The organism is Asanoa siamensis (assembly GCF_016862555.1).
Lineage (GTDB): Bacteria > Actinomycetota > Actinomycetes > Mycobacteriales > Micromonosporaceae > Asanoa > Asanoa siamensis.
The window spans coordinates 111319-129891 of the sequence record NZ_BONE01000009.1 but is presented as its reverse complement, the minus strand read 5'-3'; the positions used below and the strand labels follow the sequence as shown (position 1 = coordinate 129891).

At 71.2% G+C, this 18573-nt stretch carries 14 protein-coding genes and 1 pseudogene; 8 read left to right on the top strand and 7 right to left on the bottom strand.

The features are described 5' to 3' along the window. Nucleotides 1-29: 29 nt before the first annotated feature. Nucleotides 30-1181, bottom strand: a complete 1152-nt coding sequence (locus tag Asi02nite_RS08400; RefSeq protein WP_203711599.1) for a hypothetical protein — start codon at nucleotides 1179-1181, stop codon at nucleotides 30-32. After that, nucleotides 1178-1608: pseudogene (locus tag Asi02nite_RS08395) on the bottom strand (hypothetical protein); the annotation flags it as partial. The gene Asi02nite_RS08400 and the pseudogene Asi02nite_RS08395, both read right to left, overlap by 4 nt. Nucleotides 1609-1862: 254 nt before the next feature. On the opposite strand from Asi02nite_RS08395, the gene Asi02nite_RS08390 reads away from it, so the two are divergent. From Asi02nite_RS08390 to Asi02nite_RS08380, 3 genes are all read left to right on the top strand, one after another. Next, nucleotides 1863-3203 carry an ABC transporter substrate-binding protein gene (locus Asi02nite_RS08390; RefSeq protein WP_203711597.1) on the top strand — a complete coding sequence of 447 codons (1341 nt, stop codon included), beginning with the start codon at nucleotides 1863-1865 and terminating at the stop codon, nucleotides 3201-3203. Nucleotides 3204-3279: 76 nt separating this feature from the next. Then, on the top strand, nucleotides 3280-4248 hold the full coding sequence (locus tag Asi02nite_RS08385) for a carbohydrate ABC transporter permease (RefSeq protein ID WP_239126569.1): 969 nt from the start codon (nucleotides 3280-3282) through the stop codon (nucleotides 4246-4248). A gap of 8 nt (nucleotides 4249-4256) precedes the next feature. After that, nucleotides 4257-5078 (top strand): carbohydrate ABC transporter permease, encoded by an 822-nt coding sequence (locus Asi02nite_RS08380; protein ID WP_203711596.1) that lies wholly within the window; start codon nucleotides 4257-4259, stop codon nucleotides 5076-5078. A gap of 58 nt (nucleotides 5079-5136) precedes the next feature. Here the strand turns inward: Asi02nite_RS08380 and Asi02nite_RS08375 are convergent, their stop codons facing one another. Together Asi02nite_RS08375 and Asi02nite_RS08370 are read right to left on the bottom strand one after the other, a co-directional pair. Beyond that, nucleotides 5137-6684 carry a glycoside hydrolase family 183 protein gene (locus Asi02nite_RS08375; protein WP_239126568.1) on the bottom strand — a complete coding sequence of 516 codons (1548 nt, stop codon included), beginning with the start codon at nucleotides 6682-6684 and terminating at the stop codon, nucleotides 5137-5139. Between the two features lie 44 nt (nucleotides 6685-6728). Next, nucleotides 6729-7853 (bottom strand): glycoside hydrolase family 172 protein, encoded by a 1125-nt coding sequence (locus Asi02nite_RS08370; protein WP_239126567.1) that lies wholly within the window; start codon nucleotides 7851-7853, stop codon nucleotides 6729-6731. A 132-nt stretch (nucleotides 7854-7985) separates the two neighbouring features. Between Asi02nite_RS08370 and Asi02nite_RS08365 the strand changes: the two genes are divergently transcribed. From Asi02nite_RS08365 to Asi02nite_RS08345, 5 genes are all read left to right on the top strand, one after another. Next, the gene (locus tag Asi02nite_RS08365) at nucleotides 7986-8960 is read left to right on the top strand and encodes a LacI family DNA-binding transcriptional regulator (protein ID WP_203711595.1); all 975 of its coding nucleotides are present in this window, start codon (nucleotides 7986-7988) and stop codon (nucleotides 8958-8960) included. Between the two features lie 79 nt (nucleotides 8961-9039). Beyond that, nucleotides 9040-10533 (top strand): FGGY-family carbohydrate kinase, encoded by a 1494-nt coding sequence (locus Asi02nite_RS08360; protein ID WP_203711594.1) that lies wholly within the window; start codon nucleotides 9040-9042, stop codon nucleotides 10531-10533. Next, nucleotides 10530-13019: a GH116 family glycosyl-hydrolase gene (locus Asi02nite_RS08355; protein WP_203711593.1), complete on the top strand. Its 2490-nt coding sequence runs from the start codon at nucleotides 10530-10532 to the stop codon at nucleotides 13017-13019. The genes Asi02nite_RS08360 and Asi02nite_RS08355 overlap by 4 nt, the downstream gene beginning before the upstream one ends. Continuing rightward, nucleotides 13016-14653: a fucose isomerase gene (locus tag Asi02nite_RS08350; protein ID WP_203711592.1), complete on the top strand. Its 1638-nt coding sequence runs from the start codon at nucleotides 13016-13018 to the stop codon at nucleotides 14651-14653. Before Asi02nite_RS08355 ends, Asi02nite_RS08350 begins: the two co-directional genes overlap by 4 nt. Then, the gene (locus Asi02nite_RS08345) at nucleotides 14653-15534 is read left to right on the top strand and encodes a hypothetical protein (RefSeq protein WP_203711591.1); all 882 of its coding nucleotides are present in this window, start codon (nucleotides 14653-14655) and stop codon (nucleotides 15532-15534) included. Before Asi02nite_RS08350 ends, Asi02nite_RS08345 begins: the two co-directional genes overlap by 1 nt. Here the strand turns inward: Asi02nite_RS08345 and Asi02nite_RS08340 are convergent. From Asi02nite_RS08340 to Asi02nite_RS08330, 3 genes are read right to left on the bottom strand one after another with little or no spacing between them, the layout of a single operon-like run. Then, complete coding sequence (locus Asi02nite_RS08340) at nucleotides 15527-15862, bottom strand: DUF488 domain-containing protein (protein WP_203711590.1); 336 nt, start codon at nucleotides 15860-15862, stop codon at nucleotides 15527-15529. The genes Asi02nite_RS08345 and Asi02nite_RS08340 overlap by 8 nt on opposite strands. A gap of 24 nt (nucleotides 15863-15886) precedes the next feature. Further along, the gene (locus Asi02nite_RS08335; protein WP_203711589.1) at nucleotides 15887-16441 is read right to left on the bottom strand and encodes a hypothetical protein; all 555 of its coding nucleotides are present in this window, start codon (nucleotides 16439-16441) and stop codon (nucleotides 15887-15889) included. Between the two features lie 56 nt (nucleotides 16442-16497). After that, complete coding sequence (locus Asi02nite_RS08330; protein WP_203711588.1) at nucleotides 16498-18546, bottom strand: NPCBM/NEW2 domain-containing protein; 2049 nt, start codon at nucleotides 18544-18546, stop codon at nucleotides 16498-16500. Nucleotides 18547-18573 lie beyond the last annotated feature (27 nt).

Genomic DNA, 18573 nt, shown 5'->3' with positions numbered 1-18573 from the left:
CGCTCTCCGGGCGCCCGCCCGCTCCGTTTCTAGGGCGGTGTCACCGGTGCGCTGTTGGCGCCGCGGACGGAGTCGAGCACGGCGTGGCCCTGCTGGTCGACGAGGCGGGTGAAGAGCTGTTGGGCGTAGCCGAAGACCAGCGCCCAGGCCAGGATCTGGGCCGAGGTGTCCAGGGCGCTCAGGCCCGGCACGAACTGGCCGCGCATCAGCAGCAGGCCGAGGAACGCGGTGAGCGCGCCAGTCGGCAGCTTCAGCAGCGCGAGCGCCACGGGCACGCCGTAGCGTTCGGACGACCCCCGAATGCCCCGGACGGCCGCGGCCGCGGCGACGGCGGCGGCGATCAGCCCGATCACCATGATGAGCAACAGGTCGTACGGCCGCACGGTGCGCGCGGTCGCCTGGTCGATGTTCTGCTCGACGCTGGCTCCCGCCGCGCCCGGCGCCGCCGGGAACGGCGCGGACTGCCGGGTCGGGCAGACCACGATGGCCTGCGCGCCGTCCTCGGGCGCGAAGCACAGCGGCACCATCGCCGGCCGCACGAAACCGCCGACCGCCACCGCGACCACCAGCAGGGCCAGCACGACCGTGGCCGCGACGACCACGTTGCGAAAGCTGCGCAACCGCACCAGTTCGCGGTGCGCCGCGGAACTGGCCGCCCGCATCACGCCGGCGATCGTGCCGCGCTCGCGGGCGACGATGGTCAGCCGCTCGTCGGGCGGCACCCGCTGCTGCGAGTTGGTGATCCCGAGCGCCTGGGCGACCCGCTCGAGTTGCCGCCGGCGCGGGTCCGTCGCGACGAGGTGCCGCTGGGCGTGACCGAGCACGCTGGGGATGGCGCCGAGCAGGTACCAGGGCGGTGCGATGTCGAGCAGCAGGGACTCGGCCGCGTCCAGGTTGGTCCGAGCCCGCTCCAGCGGAGCACCGCCCCGCCCGCGGGTGGTCGCCGCCTCGCGGGCGGCGCCGAGGTGCACCCGGATCGCCTCGAGCAGCACGTCGCAGCCGGGGTGCGGCTCCTCGCCGGCCCGGACCCAGTCGGCCAGCGACTCGATCTCCATGGCCCGGGTCAGGGTGGCCTCCCGCCACCCGGAGCGCGCGGGACCGCCCACCCGCGCGCCGGCCGGGTCGCCGGCGGGGCGAAGGCTGGGCGGCGGCTGGATCCGGGCGGGAAGTGTGCTGGTCATCGGGGTAACCCCACGTGTTCGGAGGGACGCTCGTCGACAGTAGGAGGTCGCGCGTTCCGCGGAAATACGTGTCGCTGGTCCGTGGGTAACCCGATCGTGGCGAACGTGCTGGTCAGGCGGTCGCGATCGGCGCCGCCGGCCAGCAGCACGCGGGCCTTCCAGGGGTCCAGCGTGCCGGCCGGGATCAGGCCGCGGGCGATCAGGTCCGCCTCCGCGCCTGGATAGCCGTAGGTGTGCGTCAGCACCGGGCCGGCACCGATCCGGGAGGCGAGGACGACCGGCTTGGCGGCGGCGAGCGCGGTCAGCACGTCCACGGTCGCGTGCGGAGCCGCGGCCGGCCCTCGGCGACCAGGCCGATCGGACCGGTGTCGGGGGAGCGGAACGCGGCCGGGCTCGTCGGGTGCGTCTTACGCACCCAGCGGCCAGCCCGGGCACGGCGGCGGCGGCGTCGGGCAACCTCTTGCAATCGGTTTCGTGGTCAACCATCTCGGTTGTGCTGGCACTGCGGCGGGCATGTTGCGAGTTGTTGACGAAATCGATTACATCATGTCTACTACGAGCCAACCTCACTTCCGCAAACCGTCCCACGAGAGGCCGCGGGCCGCCCGAACCGGCACCGGCTCCGCTGGTCTGTCCACAGTAGATAGTGAACTTCCGGCGACATCCCCTTAGGGAGGAACGGTGGGCAAAAGGCATATCGCGTCGGCCTTCGCGGTCTCGACGGTTCTCGTCGCGTCGTTGGGCCTCGCGGCCTGCGGCGGCAGCGACGAAGCCGGCAAGACGGCCGACGGCAAGACGGTCGTGACGTTCTGGCAGCAGCAGTTCGAGGACTATCAGCAGGCCTGGTTCAAGAAGCAGGTCGACGCCTACAACTCGAGCCAGGACAAGGTCAAGGTGCAGATCCAGGTGGTGCCGGCCGACACGTGGGCGCAGAAGCTCAAGGCGGCCCAGGCCGCGGGCAACGCCCCCGACGTCGCCACCACCAGCTACGGCAACATCCCGGCCGGCGCGGCCAACGGCGAGCTGGCGGAGCTCGACGGACTGCTGCCCGCCGAGGCGTTCACCGACATCAAGGACAACGTCAAGAGCTTCGTCACCATCAACGGCAAGCACTACGCGTACCCGATGCTGGTGGAGCCGTCCACGGTGCTCTACTACCGCAAGGACCTCGTGCAGGCCGCGGGCCTCGACCCGGCCAACCCGCCCAAGACGTGGGCGGAGCTGTCGACCTGGGCGACCAAGCTGACGCAAGGCAAGGTCAAGGGCATGACGATCGCCTCGGTCCCGGCCGACCTCGGCTGGTCGAGCTGGGGCCTGCAGTACAACGCCTGTGGTCACCTGCCGGTCGCCGACGACTGGTCGAAGTCGGTGGCCAGTGACGCCTGCTTCGGCCAGCTGCTCGACTTCTACAAGGGCCTCTACCAGAGCGGCGTGATGCCCAAGCAGCCCAAGGTCGGGTACGCGGACGGCTCGCCGTACGGCAACGGCGAGGTCGCGATGATGGCCGGCGGCTCGTGGGTCGTGGGCCAGCTCAAGAACGAGTTCCCCAAGATGATCGACAAGACCGCGGTCGCCGCGTTCCCGTCGATGGACGGTGACCAGACGAAGCCCACCGCGACCCTCGGCGGCTGGACGCTCAGCGTCGACGGCAAGTCGAAGGTCAAGGAGCAGGCCGCCGGCTTCATCGGCTGGCTGCTGGCGGGCGACCCGGCCATCATGGCGGACTTCTTCAAGAGCAGCGGGTTCTCGAAGTACACGGTGCGCGCGACCGTCGACCAGGCGCTGGAGACCAACCCCGACGCCACTGCCGACCCGTTCATGAAGACGATCTCGGAGCAGGTCGTGCCGTTCGGCAAGGCCGAGCCGGCCTACCCGTGGGAGATCGCGCTGGCCTTCGGCACCGCGATCGAGTCGGCCATGAAGGGCAACGCCGACGTGCCGGCGGCGCTCAAGAAGGCCGACGGCGAAATCAACGACATCATCAAGAAGCAGTCCCTCGCCGGGACCGCCCCCGTCCGCTGATCCCCCGACATCCGGGACCGCCCGGGGACGCGCGTGGCCGGCGTCCCCGGGCCTCGATCTTCGTAAGGGATTCGCTGTGGCCCTCACCCCTACCTTGGCGCCCGGCCCGCAGACCGCGGACGCCGGCCGATCGGCGCGCGGGCGCCGCGGCCGGGTCAAGACACCGCCGCACCGCCGGGACAACCGCACCGCCTACCTGATGATCGCCCCGATGGTCATCCTGCTCGGCATCTTCGTGATGTGGCCGTTGGTCTACTCGGTCTACCTGAGCACCTATGAGATCAACTTCTACCGCGGCTCGACGTTCGTCGGGCTGCAGTTCTACCGGTACGTGTTGGAGAGCCCCGACTTCTGGCACTCCATCGTGGTCGGCCTCTACTACTCGGCGCTGACCGTACCCGCGATGATCATCATCGCCCTGCTGCTGGCCAGTTTCATCAAGACGCTCAGCCGGCGCGCGGCGGCCTTCATGAAGACCACCGTCTACCTGCCGACCGTGGTGTCCACGGTGGTCGCCTCGGTGCTGTTCGTGCTGATCTACCAGGACGAGGGCGTCGCCAACTGGCTGCTCAGCCTGATCAGCTTCGGCCCGGTCAACTGGCTCAACGACCCGCAGCTCGCGCTGCCGGCCATCGCGGTGCCGGGGATCTGGCTCGGGTTCGGCCTCACCACGCTCATCCTGCTCGCCGCGCTGCTCGACATCCCGGAGAGCTACTACGAGCAGGCGGCGCTGGACGGCGCGGGGTTCTTCGCCCGCCTCTGGTACGTCACGCTGCCGCTGCTCAAGAACGTGCTGCTGTATCTGTTCGTCACCGGCTTCACGCTGGCGATCCAGATGATCGACCTGCCGCTGATCATGACGAACGGCGGCCCGTCGGAGGCGACCAACACCCCGAACCTCTACATCTTCAACACCTTCCGGGACGTCACCCCGTACGCGACCAGCTACTCACTGACCGCCTCGCTGCTGCTGTTCGTGGTGATCGGGGCGATCTCGGCGGTCGTCTTCCGGCTCGTCCGGTCCGACAAGGCCATCGACGGCTAGGAGAAGCCATGACACCGCGTCTCTTCCAGCGGACCGCGTCCGCCGTGCTCGTCGTGCTGATCACCGTCAGCGTGCTGTTCCCGTTGGCGTGGATGGCCATCGCCGGCTTCAAGGGCCGCAACGAGGTGCTCCGCTCGCCGTTCCAGTTCTTCCCGGACATGTGGCGGTTCGACAACTACGTCGACATCGCGCGCGACCCGGAGTTCACGCGGGCGATGGGCGTCACGTTCGCCGGCGCGCTCATCTTCACCGCGCTGAGCCTCGTCGTGAACTCGCTCGCCGCGTACGCCTTCGCCCGCCTCGAGTTCCGCGGCAAGCGGTTCTGGTGGGTCTACTGTGTCATGCCGATGTTCATCCCCATGATGGCCATCCTGCTGACGTCCTTCATGGTCGTGACGAAGCTCGGCATGCTGAACACGATGGCCGTGCTGATCATCCCGGGCGTCGCGTCCGGCGCGCAGATGTTCTTCATCCGCCAGTTCTACCTGGGTTTCCCGGTGGCGGTGGAGGAGGCGGCGATGATCGACGGTGCCAGCCGCTGGCAGATCTTCCTGAAGCTGTTCCTGCCGCAGTCGGCCGCGCCGTTCGTGGTCATGGGCATCGCGTCCTATCTGGCCTTCTGGAACGCGTACGTGTGGCCGATCCTGACCATCACCGACCCGAACCTGACTCAGATCATGCAGTTCCTCGGCACGTTCCGGTCGGCCCGCGGCAACGACTGGGGCATGCTGATGGCCGGCTCGACGCTCGCGTCGTTGCCCACCATCCTGCTGCTGCTCGTCTTCCAGCGGTTCATCGTCAACGGCGTGCGGATCAGCGGCATCAAGTGAGGCGAAAGGAACGGTCCGTTCTTAACGCTATGCGTTAAGAACGGACCGTTCCTTTCACTCAGACCGCGCTGAGCGAGACGTCGTCGAGTTGCACCCAGATGTCGCCGTGGTCGGTCCAGACGCCCCCGTAGACCACGACGGACGTGCGGGAGCCGCTGTTGAACGTGACGGTGAACCGGGTCCACGGCCCGACCGCCCGGTAGTTCACCTCGCCGATGACCGCGTTCGCCGTGCTGCGTACGCCGAAGAAGCCGTTGTCGCTGTTGGGTGACGTGCGCAGGTACCCGGTGAGCTGGTAGGTCGTGTTGGCGGCCACCGGCACCGTCTGGTGCACGTCCTGCCAGCCGCTGTTGTAGCGGGCGTAGGCGTTCCGGTCGCCCGAGTAGCCCCACCGCGCGTTGTCGATGCCGCAGTTGCCGGTGCAGGCCCAGAAGCCGCCCGTCCCGCTGCCGTTCAACGCTCCCCGCTCGAAGCTCGGGTCGCCGACCAGGTTGGGCTTGACGATCTGACCCGCGGTGTTGATGGACACCTTCATCAGATAGACGTTGTACGGGTTCCACTGCGACATCAGGAAGTAGAGCGTGCCGTTGGCGCTCCACGGGTGGAAGAAGCCGCCGTAGAGACCGGGGTAGTCGGCCGAGCTGACCGCGATCTGCGGCGCGCTCCACGCCCCGGTGGGGCTGGTGGCGCTCTGCAGCACGATGTCCTCGCCGCGCAGATACATCATCAGCCACTTGGCGCTGTAGCTGTCGTAGCGCACCGAGAGTTCGGCCACCGGTCCGGAGACGATCGCGGTCGCGGCCGACTCGGTGGCGACCCACGCGCTGCCGTTCCAGTAGCGGTACGCGCTCTGGGTCAGCACCTGCGCCTCGGGCACCCGGGCGACGTAGAGGCTGCCGAGCCGGCCGCTCGGCGTGCCGTAGACGTAGACGTAGCCGCCGTTGCGGACGAACGCCTGCTGCTGGAAGCGGTTGGTGCCGCCCGGGTTGTTCCAGGTGGGCGTGCCGCTGGTGACCCAGGTGTTGCCGTTGTCGTCGGAGTAGGCGATCCGCGCGTAGTTGGTGTCCCACTGGCCGGGCACGCCCCAGTGGCGCACCGACATGAACGACATGTACTGCCGGCTGCCGACCGCGATGCCGGCGGTGGGAATCTTCGTGACCTCGCCGCCGTCGTCGTTGCCCTGGTGCAGGCCTGGCACGACCTCCCGGGCCCGGCCGTCGGCGCCGATGACCGCGCTCGCGAAGCTCATGCCGTCGGACAGGTTGGTGTCGGTCGAGCGGAGCAGGACGTTGCTGCGCCAGTTGACGTCGCCGGGGCCGAACCCGCCGCCGCCCGGACCGACCCAGGCGTCGCCGAAGGTGTCGCCGAAGGCGGTCAGCACCTGGCCCGATCCGTTGTCCCACATGATGCCGAGGTCGGTGGCCTTGACGTTCCAGCGGCCCCAGGTGTCGTTCGGTGAGTCGGGTCCGGTGACCTTCTGGACCAGGGTCGCCGGTGTGTGCGCGGATGTGGCGGCGGCGGGTTGACCGGTCGCCACCACGGTGACCGCCGCTAACACGGCGGCCGCGGTCAGGACACGGGGGATGGTTCCGGGTACGTGCGGCACAGCGGGTCTCCTCCCTGTTGGCCGCGCGCCGCCCGGCTGGGGGTCTATGCCGGCGGGCGCGGTGGCTGTGCGCCGATGTCCGGCACGGGCGCGCTACCCAGGTGGACCTCCAAGTCGTCGACGCTGGGCGTGCGCGGTCGCCGTGCCGTCGGTCGGTCGAGGTAGAACAGTGCGGTCGAGGCGATGTCGTCGCGCAGCGGCAGGTAGCGCCAGCCGGCCCGCCAGCCGAGCGCCTGGACGTCGACCTTCTTCAGGTGATGTCCGAAGTGGATCGGGTCGGGCAGGTGCCAGCGGTACATGCCGAAGCGCTGTTGGCTCACGTACAGGCCGTCGGGGCGGATGACCTGGTGCATGCCGAGGTAGGGCGTGGAGTATTCGGTGTAGCCCTGCCCCGGCACGTCGAAGTTCCAGGCGCCGCCGAAGTAGTCCTCGGTGCCGGTGCCGCAGATCGTGGGAAAATCCTCGTCGTCGTCGAGGTAGAATTTGACCTCGCCCTCGCCCCACCAGCCGTTGCTGTTGACGCCCCAGGCGAGATAGGTGCCCACGTACTGGCCCTGGCCCTCGACGCCCTCGACGATCGTGTGCGGCGTCAGGTCCTCGAGCGGGTTGCTGCGCCGCCACTGCGCGTGCAGATAACCCGCGTCCGCGTAGTCACCACCGGTCTCGAACGTGATCTGGTAGTAGACCCGGACCTCCACGGTGGACAGGTTCTCCAGCGTGAGGCGGGCGCCCGACCGGAACGGCATCGGCCAGTAGGAGTTGAAGCCGCCGTGCGGGTTCACCGCGATCGGCTGCGAGTTGACCTGGGCGAACCGGCCCCAGCCCTGCGCGAAGAAGTCGCCGTAGGGCACCTCGACCGCGGGCTCGTCGGCGCCGTCCCAGTAGGCGCGCAACAGCATCGTGCGCCAGTTGTCGGTGTGTGTGGTGATCCAGATGTGGTTGATCTGCCCCGGGCCGTCGATGGCGGCGAGCTCGAACGTCGCGCCGGGGGCGATGTCCACACTGGGCGAGATCTTCCAGCCGGGGCCGAGGTCGCGCGCGCAGGCGGCACCGGTGCCCTCGGTGGCGCGACCACCGCCGCCCGCCGCACCGTCGAAGTTCTCCGGGCTGATGGAACGGGTCTGGACCGCGCGCAAGCGGGCGATCGAGCCGAGACCGGCTTGATTCACAGGTGTCTCCGGGGGCAACGGCTGTAATCGATTTCACTTAAGTTAGGCGGGGTGGTGGAATGTGTCAACCCGCCCACGTTCCGCACAATGGGGATCACGCGCAGGCAGGGCCGACCCGACGTGAGGAAACGAATGCCAACGATTTACGAGGTCGCCGCGCGGGCCGGCGTGTCTCCCGCGACCGTGTCGCGGGTCTTCAACGGGCAGAACGTGTCGGCCGACAAGTCCCGTCGGGTGCGCGAGGCGGCCGAGACGCTCGGCTTCACCCCCAACCGGGTCGCCCGCACGCTGCGGCTACAGAACTCCGAGGTGATCGCGCTGGTCATCCCGGACATCGAGAACCCGTTCTTCACCTCGCTCGCCCGCGGCGTCGAGGACGTGGCCCAGGCCGCCGGCTACTCGGTCGTGCTCTGCAACACCGACGAGGACCACGAGAAGGAGTCCCGCTACCTCGACATCGCGCTGAGCGCGAACATGGCGGGCGTCATCCTGGCCGCCGCCGGCGACCACAGCGACCTCGACGCGTTGATCAGGCGCGGGCGGCCGATCGTGGCGGTCGACCGGGGCCCGCACGGCTACGACATCGACGCGGTGCTGGTCGACAGCCGGGCCGGGGGGCGGGCGGCCACCGAGGCCCTGGCCGCGCAGGGGTTCCGGCGGATCGCCTGCATCACCGGCCCGCGCGACGTGGAGACCGCGACGCTGCGGGCCGAGGGCTGGCGCGCGGCGGTGACCGGGCTCCGGCTGGAGCACGACGAGCAGCACCTGATCTACGCGGACTTCCGGATCGACGGCGGCCACAAGGCGATGCGGCAACTGGTCGAGTTGCCGACGCCGCCCGACGCCGTCTTCGTGGCCAACAACCTGATGGGTGTAGGCGCGCTCCAGTTGCTGGCGGAGCGGGGGCTGCTGCCGCCGGCCGTCGGCATGGCGGTCTTCGGTGACCTGCCCATCTTCGCGCCGACCCCGCTCGCCGTGACGCTGGTCAGCCTGCCGGCCCGGCACCTCGGCGTGACCGCGGCCGACCTGCTGCTCAAGCGGATCAACGGCGACGACCAGCCGCCGCGCACGATCGTGCTGCGCAACCAGATCGTCGCCAGCAGCTGAGCCGCTTCCGATGCAGGGCCTGACAGTCGGCATCGAGAACCCATTGACGGTGAAATCGATTTCTGCCATCGTCTAGCCCATGGTCGGGGCCCTCGCCGTGGTCGGCATCGATATCGGCACGTCGTCGAGCAAGGGCGTGCTGGTCGGGCTGGACGGCGCGGTCCTGGCGACCGCTGTCCGTGAGCACGACGTCGCCCGGCCCGCGCCGGGTCAGGTCGAGATGGACGCGGCGCTCTGGTGGGACGAGGCGGTGGCCCTGATCCGCGAGGTGACGGCCGACCGGCCGGCCCGGGTCGCCGCGGTCGGCGTCAGCGGCATGGGGCCGTGCGTGCTGGTCGCCGACGAGAGCGGCAAACCGTTGCGGCCGGCCATGCTCTACGGCATCGACACCCGCGCCGGCGCGCAGATCGCCCGCCTGACCGCGGCTCTCGGGGGCGCCGACGCGATCCGGCGGCGCTGCGGCTCGGCGCTGTCGACCCAGGCGGCCGGCCCCAAGCTGGCCTGGCTCGGCGACCACGAGCCCGAGGTGCTGCCCCGCGCCCGGTTGTTCTTCCAGCCGGCCTCGTGGCTGGGCTGGAAGCTCACCGGTGCCTACTACCTCGACCACCACTCGGCCAGCCAGTGCACGCCGCTCTACGACCCGGCCGCGCTGGACTGGCACCGGCCGTGGGCCGCGCTCGTCGCCCCCGACCTGCCCCTGCCGCCGCTGTGCTGGCCGGGCGAGGTGGTGGGCACGGTGTCCGCGGCGGCGGCCGCCGAAACCGGCCTGCCGAGCGGGATCCCGGTCATCGCCGGCACGATCGACGCCTGGTCCGAGGCGATCAGCGTCGGCGCCCACCGGGTCGGCGACCTGATGCTCATGTACGGCACGACCATGTTCCTGGTCAACACCGTGGCGGAGGCGCGCACCGCGGAGACGCTGTGGGGCACGGTGGGCGCGTTGCCCGGCACCCGCAACCTCGCCGGCGGCATGGCCACCTCGGGCGCAGTCACCCGCTGGCTCGGCGACCTGTTCGGCTCGCGCGACTACCCACGGCTGCTGGAGTTGGCCGACGCGGCCGGGCCGGGCGCCAACGGCCTGCTGATGCTGCCCTACTTCGAGGGCGAGCGCACGCCGATCGCCGACCCGGACGCGCGCGGCGTCATCGCCGGCCTGACCGTCAGCCACACGCGCGGCGACCTCTACCGGGCCGCGCTCGAATCGACCGCGTTCGGCGTGCGGCACAACATCGCGGCCATCGAGGCCGCCGGGGGAGTCGTCGACCGGGTCGTCGCCGTCGGCGGTGGCGCGCAGGGCCGACTGTGGACCCAGATCGTCAGCGACGTCACCGGCCGCCCGCAGCAGATCCCCGCGCGGACCGTCGGCGCCAGCCTGGGCGCGGCCTTCTTCGCCGCCGGGGCGGTGGCGTCGGTCGACATCGACGCCTGGAACCCGGTCGTCGAGACCGTCTCACCCCGCCCGGAGCTCCGGGCGACCTACGACGACCGCTACGCGCTCTATCTCGAGCTGTATCCGGCCACCGCGGGCATCGCCCACCGGCTGGCCGCCGCGCAGCAGCGGGCGTCGGCGTGAGCGTCTTCCCGCGGCCGCCGCTCGGGCCGGACGCGACGGCCGCGGCCTTTCCGCTCGGCGGCATCGGCACCGGCAACGTCTCGGTCGGCGCGCGCGGCGACCTGCGCGACTGGGAGCTCGGCAACCGGCCCGCCAAAGGCACCCGCCTGCCGTTCAGCTTCTTCGCGATCCGTTCCGCGTTTGCCGGACGCGAGCCCGTCACGAAGGTCCTGGAAGGGCCGCTGACGGGGCCGCACGAGGGCGACCAGGGCTACGACGCCGGCCGGCTCGCCGGGCTGCCGCGGCTCGCCTCCAGCGCGATGCGCGGCGAATATCCGCTGCTGCACATCGACTTCGCCGATCCCGAGGTCGGTGTCGACGTGACGCTCACGGCCTTCACGCCACTGGTCCCGCTCGACGCCGACGCGTCCGGGGTGCCGGGTGCGGTGCTCCGCTACACCGTGCGCAACCCGACCGCCGAGCCGGTCGAGGTCACGATCGCCGGCTCGCTGGCCAACCAGGTCGGGATCAGCGGCTGGAACGTGTTCCACTTCCCCGAGTACGCGGGGAACCCGCGCAACACCTGGTTCGCGGAACCGGGCCTGTGCGGGATCGCGTTCGCCAACGACCTCGATGCCGACGACCTGCGGCACGGCACCGTCGCGCTGGCCACCACGGATCCGGCCGTCACCGCCAAGCCCCAGTGGCTGTCCGGCTTCTGGCAGGACGGTGTGCAGGTCTTCTGGGACGAGCTCCGCTCCACCGGCCGGCTCTCGGCGGAGGGGGAGTTCTCGCTCGACGCGCCGCCGTACCCGGAGTGGTTCACGAAGTTGCGGGTCGGCTCGCTGGCGATCGCGCACCCGCTGGCGCCGGGCGAGAGCCGAGACTTCAGCTTCCTGCTCACGTGGCACTTCCCGAACCGGCCGCGGGCCTGGCAGGGCAACATCAACCTGGACAACGCGAACGCCGGCGAGGTCGTCCGCAACCACTACGCCACCCGGTTCGCCGACGCCGTCGCGGTCGCCCGGCACCTGGTGACGCACGGCCCGGCGCTGGAGGAGAGCACGCGGGCGTTCCACCGGGCGCTGTTCGGCAGCACGCTGCCCGCCGAGGTGGTCGACGCGGTCAGCGCGACGCTGGTCGCCGTGCGCAGCACGACCTGCTTCCGGCTGGCCGACGGCCGATTCGCGGCCTGGGAGGGCTCCTTCGACCACCGCGGCAGCTGCGAGGGCACCTGCACGCACGTGTGGAACTACGCGCAGACCGTCGCCTATCTGTTCCCCGAGTTGGAGCGCGACGCCCGGCGCACCGAGTTCCTGCACGAGACCCGGCCCGACGGGCGGATGAACTTCCGGGCCAACAGCGTGTTCGGCAACCCGGCCTGGGATTTCCACCCCGCGGTCGACGGCCAGCTCGGCGCGGTCGTCCGGCTGCACCGGGAGTGGCGGTTCAGCGGCGACGACGCGCTGGTGCGGGACTGCTGGCCGGGGGCGAAGCGGGCCCTGGACTATGCCTTCGCCAAGTGGGACGGCGACGGCGACGGCGTGCTCGACAGCGAGCAGCACAACACCTACGACATCGAGTTCTTCGGGCCCAACTCGCTGGCCAACTCGATGTTCCTGGCGGCCCTGCACGCGGGTGCGGCGCTGGCCGACCGGGTCGGCGAGCCGGACACCGCCGCGCGGTGGCGGGCGGCGGCGCGGACCTGCCGGGACCGGGTCGACGAGCTGTTGTTCAACGGCGAATATTACGACCAGCGGCTCGACGACGTCGACGCGCGGCGCTACCAGTACGGCACCGGTTGCCTCAGCGACCAGGTGTTCGGCCAGGCGCTGGCTCACCTCGGCGGGCTGGGCTACGTGCTGCCCGAGGCCCACGTGCGCAGCGCGGTCGCCGCGATCCACCGACACAACTTCCGGCGGGAGCTGACGAGCCATCAGAGCGTGCAGCGGACGTACGCGCTGGGCGGCGAAACCGGTCTCGTGCTCTGCTCCTGGCCCCGGGGCGGTCGACCGCGCATCCCGTTCGTCTACAGCGACGAGGTCTGGACCGGCATCGAATACCAGGTCGCGAGCCACCTCGTCTACGAGGGCCTCGTCGAGGAGGCGCTCGAGCTGGTGCGCGCGGTCCGGGCCCGGCACGACGGCCACCGCCGCAACCCGTGGAACGAGGCCGAGTGCGGCAACCACTACGCCCGCTCGATGGCGAGCTGGGGCGTGCTGGTCGCGCTGACGGGCGCCGACTACCACGCACCGACCGGCTCCCTGTCGTTCACCCCGCGCGTCGACGGCGACCTGCCCTTCACCACCGGCACCGGCTGGGGCGTCCTGCGCCTGTCCGACGCCGGTGCGGAGGTCGAGGTGCTGGGCGGGGAGCTCGTGCTCAACCTGCTGCGGGTGCACCACCCGCGGCACGGTCCACTCGCGACCGGCCCCGTGCGGCTGGCCCCGGGGCAACCACTGGCGTTGACCACGCCTGACCACGATCGTCTGGAGGTCCACCGATGACCGCTTACCGACTCCCCGCCGTGACGCAGCGGCCGTCACTCGCCCCGTCCACCGTCTACACGGTGGCCAGCGGCGACCTCCGGCCGAGCGCCAACGTCACCTGCTGGCCCGCGCAGCAGCAGCTCGAGACGGCGTTCGCCGCGGCGATCACGGACCTGGGCTGGGCGGTGCACCGGGCGCACCCGTTCGACGAGGACAAGGGCCACGGCTTCATCGACAGCCAGCGCGCCGGGATCGAGGTGTTCAAGACGATCCCCGTCGACGCGCCGCTGGTCGTGGTCGACGCCGTCTGGCAGTACAGCCATCACGTGCTCGCCGGCCTGCGCAGCCACCGCGGCCCCATCCTGGTCGTCGCCAACTGGTCCGGCGAGTTCCCGGGGCTCGTGGGCCTGCTCAACCTCAGCGCCAGCCTGACCAAGGCCGGCGTCGCGCACTCGACACTGTGGAGCGAGGACTTCACCGACGAGTGGGCGCGCGAGGGCCTGCGCACCTGGCTGTCGACGGGCGTCCTGCGCCACGACGAGTCGCACGTGCGGGACCTGGGTGCCCTCGACGCGGGCTCGCCCGAGGTCGAGCTGGGCGTCGCGCTGGCCCGGCAGCTCCGCGACGACAAGGCGATCATCGGCGTCTTCGACGAGGGCTGCATGGGCATGTACAACGCCATCATCGACGACGAGCTGCTCAACCCGCTGGGTGTCTACAAGGAGCGGCTGTCGCAGAGCGCGCTGGTGGCCGAGATGCGCCGGGTCGGCGACGAGGAGGCCAAGGCCGCCCGCGAGTGGCTCGACGAGCGCGGGCTGACCTTCCACTTCGGCACCGACGAGGCGACCGAGCTGACCGAGGCCCAGGTCACCTCCCAGCTCAAGATGTACATCGCCGCCCTGCGGATCAGCGACGACTTCGGCCTCGACGCGGTGGGCATCCAGTACCAGCAGGGCCTCAAGGACACGGTGCCGGCCAGCGACCTGGCCGAGGGCCTGCTCAACAACGCCGACCGGCCGCGGGTGTACAGCCGCGACGGCGCCCGCGAGCTCTACCCGGGCGTACCGCTGCCGCACTTCAACGAGGTCGACGAGGGCGTCGCGGTCGACGCGCTGGTGACCAACCGGATCTGGACCGCCATGGGGTTCGACCCGGAGACGACGCTGCACGACATCCGCTGGGGCGACCCGTACGACGGTGAGTTCGTCTGGGTGTTCGAGATCTCGGGCTCGGTGCCGGCCGCGCACAACGGCGGATACCAGCACAGCTACAGCATGCGGCAGCCGCCGATGTACTTCCCGCTCGGCGGCGGCACGCTCAGTGGTGTCTCGAAGCCGGGACACATCGTCTGGTCGCGGGTCTTCATCGCCGACGGCGCGCTGCACGTCGACATCGGGCGCGGCCACGTCGTCGCGCTGCCGGAGGAGGAGACCCGGCGCCGGCTGGAGGCGACGACTCCACAGTGGCCGATCATGCACGCGGTGCTGCACGGCGTCGGTCGCGACCAGCTCATGGCCCGGCACAAGGCCAACCACGTCCAGGTGGCCTACGCGCCGGACGCGGACGGCGCCGACCGGGCCCTGCTCGCCAAGGCCGCACTCTTCCACGAGTTGGGGCTCGCCGTGCACCTCTGCGGCGACGTCAGCCTCTGATGGAATACGTGCGGGCGGGCGCCGAGCCGCGCTGGGGCTTCGCCGACGGGCTCCAGATCGGCCTGGCGCCGCTGCCCGGGCCACGCGGGCTGCTCCGGGTCTACGCGCCTTATCTGGGCCACGGGCCGCTGCGCGTCGTCAACTTCATCGCGGTGGAGCCGACGCCGGTCGGCGCGACCGAGCGCGGCTTCTCGGAGCTCGAGTGGAGTGCGCTCGACGGGGAGCGGGGCAAGCGGATGGGCAGCGCCGCCGCGCCGACCGACGCGTTCGGGCCGCTCTCGCCCGGCGTGGTCGAGCCGTCCGGCGAGCTGACGGTCTACGTGCCGGTCGAGCGGTTCGACAACGGCGCGCACGTGTACGTGCGGCTGCGGTTCCGGCCCGACCGCCCGTACGCGGTCGCCGTGGCGGGATTCCACCACCCCGACTCGGTGCCGTTGGCCCGGCTGACGCTGACGGCGACGATGGGCAACTGGGCGCGGCTGCGCCGGCTGCACCTGGCCTCCGGCCCGGTGACGCCGGCGGAGCTGTGGCCGGGCTTCACCGGCGACCGGTTCACGGCGCACGCCCGGTTCGGCCTCGACGCGCTCGGGCGCGACGCGGACGGCGCGGTGGTGGTGTCGGCGACGACCGACGAGGCGGCGCCGACCACCGTCGCGTACGCCGAGGGCACCGCTCCACATTGGCACTACGAGGGGCGCACCGCGGTGCAGACCTGGCGGGCCGCCGATCCCGACCCCGACCTGGAGGTGCTGGTCAACGGCCGCGCCTGTTACTGGGCGAGCCAGTCGCCGATCCCCGGCGGGGTCTCGTTCGAGAACTTCGAGTTCGGTGCCGCGTACCGGCCGGGCCAGGAGTACGAGTTCAGCGTCGAGCCTAGCTGAGCAGGTCGACGAGCACCTGGGCGTGGCTGTGCGCGACGTCCTTCGTCGCGGTGAGCAGGGTGACCGGCCCCTGGTGCTGGAGGTCGCGAAGCTGGTCGAGCGCGCGGGCGTGCCCCGGGTCCTTCAGCTCGGCGAGATAGCGGCGCCGGAACTCGGCGAACTTGGCCGGGTCGTGCCCGAACCACTCGCGCAGCTCCGTCGAGGGGGCCACCTCCTTGAGCCAGTCGTCGAAGCTGCCCTTGCGCACACCGCGCGGCCAGATCCGGTCGACCAGGACGCGCGTGCCTTCGTCGGGCCCCGTCTCGTCGTACACCCGTCGTAGCCGCATGTCTCCCAACCTATTCGGGTCGAGTCACTCGCGGGTCAGACCCGGCGGCACCGCGTCCTCGTCGAGGCCGACGGTGCGGGCGTTGACCAAGGGGTTGCCCAGGAGGGCGTCGACGACTTCAGCGCTGCCACCGAAGGCGGTCCAGGTGTCGTCCCAGAGCGCCGAGACGAGCCACGAGTGGTCACTGGGAAAGAAGAGGTCGGGCAGCGGCCCGTCGCCGCGCATGTGGCCTGCCCGCCAGGTGAGCGCCTGCTCGGGGCCCGCCTCGACCAGCACGTAGCCCCAGCGCCAGTAGAGGTCCACCCGCGGCGCCTGCGGGAAGACGACGTCGTGGGCGCCGGTGTCGAGGTAACCGAGCCACCAGGGCTGGTCCGTCGTGTGCCGGGCGAGTTCTGTGACGAGGGCCCGTTCGTGGGCGGGATAGGAGACGCCGTCGGGCGGGTGGCAGGTCGCGTAGGCCGCGAAGACCGGCGGCACCGCCGCGGTGATGGTCAGGCCGTCGGTCGTCTTTCCCGCCAGCCAGGCCACGTCGGCGGCGGTGCCGATCCGCCAGGCGCGCCCGTCCCTGCGCAGTTCCATGGTTCACAGGATCGCACCCGGGTGGCCGATCGCCACCCGGGTGCGCGTGCGGCGGTTCAGCAACTGGCGGTCAGGCCCGCCCAGTCGGCGCGGTCGTTGTAGCCACCGTCCCCGGCGTCGCCGACGACCAGGTCCAGGACCCGCACACCGGTCAGGTCGACGTCGACCTGGCGGACGTCGTCACGGGTGAGCACGCCGCTGTCGAACAGCACGCGACCGTCGCCGACCACCTGGAAGGTCGACGTGGCGCCTTCCGGGCCGACGTCGCGGACCGCGTCGTCGATGCCGACGGTCGCGGCCAGCCGGCCGCAGCCACCACCGAGGTAGTAGCGGACCGTGGACGGCGACGCGACACCGATGCCGGTCGGGTAGACCTGGCCGAGCATGCTGATCGGCGACCAGCCACCGACGCTGGCGTCGACGGTCGGGCTCATCCAACCGCTGGTGGCGCTGATCCAGGCGTGGTGCGACAGGACGACCTCGCCGTCCGGTGCGGCCGGCGCGACCACCACGCCGGCGGTCGTCGTGCGTCGCTGTCGGCCGTGCCCGAGCGCGTCGTACGTCGTGGTGGCGGTCAGGTCGGCGGTGCCGGGAGCGGCGCCGGCCGGCAGCGTCACCGCGAAGACGAGCGTGGCGCTGCCCCTGGGCGCGATCAGCAGCGGAGCGCGGCCCTGCGCGCGGACGGTCCACCCGGCCGGTGCCGCGAGCCGGACGGCCGGCGTGAACACCGGCAGTGAGCCGTCGTTGCGCACGGCGACCTCGACGCGGACCTCGTCGCCACCGGCGACCACCGGCGCCGGTCGACCATCCACATCGGTCACGACGGGCAGGCCGGCGGTCACGTGCGGGACGCCCGGCCCGCCGCGGGCCTTGCTGACGCGGAACAGCGCCGCGCCGTGCGCCGGGACCGCCGCGCTGATCGTGCCGGCGCTCTCGGTGACCTGGTCGGTCCAGGCGTTCGCGAGCCGGACGCGCCCGCCGCTCAGACCGACCGCCGACGCGGTGGTGGTAAGGGTCCGCGGGGTGTCGCCCCGGTTCAGCAGGACCACGGCCCGGTCGCCGTTCGCCAGTCGCTTGACCCACGTCTCGGTCGCCCCGGCGGGGCCGACGCGGACCGCCTGCACCACGGCCGGGTCCTGGTTGATCGCCAGCACGTCGGGGTCCTTGAGCGTGTCGAGCGAGGCCTGGCTGAGCGTACGGAGGTCGCTTCCGATCATCAGCGGCGCGGCGGCCACCGACCAGAGCGTCATCTGCGTACGGAACTCCTCGTCGGACATGCCGAGTTGGGGTCCCAGGTAGTCGGGGTCGTTGACGTGTCCCGGCCCGGCGACCTCGGGGTGGCGGGCGTTCGCGTCGTAGTTGCGCAGCACGTCCTTGAACTTGATGTCGCCCTGGAAGCCGACGTCGGTGTAGGTGCGCCAGGACTGCGCGATGGCCGGAGCGTACGACCAGGAGTGGGTCGACTGCTGTTCCTCGGGGTAGTTGCCCCAGTCCGGCGAGGTCACCGGGTTGCACAGGTTGAACAGCATCGGCCGGCCGCTCGCGTTGTTCCGCAACGCCGTCGCGAACTCGGTGTAGACGGTCTTCGGGTCGAGGTCGGCCGCGATGCCGCACAGGTAGTCGACCTTCACCGCGTCGAACCGCCACGCGGCGAACTGGTCCGCGTCGCGCTGGTAGTGGCCGCCGCTGCCGAGCCCGCACTTCCCGGGGATGTAGGGCCCGGCGTCGGTGTAGATGCCGGCCTTGAGGCCCTTGCCGTGGATGTAGTCGACGAGACCGGCCAGGCCGTTGGGGAACTGGGCGGGGTTCGCGACGAGGTCGCCGGCCTCGTTGCGCGGGGTCGGCGCGGCCCAGTTGCCGTCGATCCAGACGTAGCGGTAGCCGGCGTCGCGCAGGCCGCTGCTGACCAGGAAGTCGGCGGACGCCCTGACCTCGGCCTCGGTCGGGTCGCCGCCGAGCCCGTAGTAGGTGTTCCAGCCCAGGTACGGCGTCGGGCTGAGCACCGGCTGTGGCGTGGCGGCCGCGGCCGGCGTTGACACGGCCAGCGGACCGGCCGTGACGGCGGTCGCGACGGCAAGCAGGGCAGTGAGCGCAGATCGGTTCACATCGGAGTCCTTCGCCCGGCGGAATGT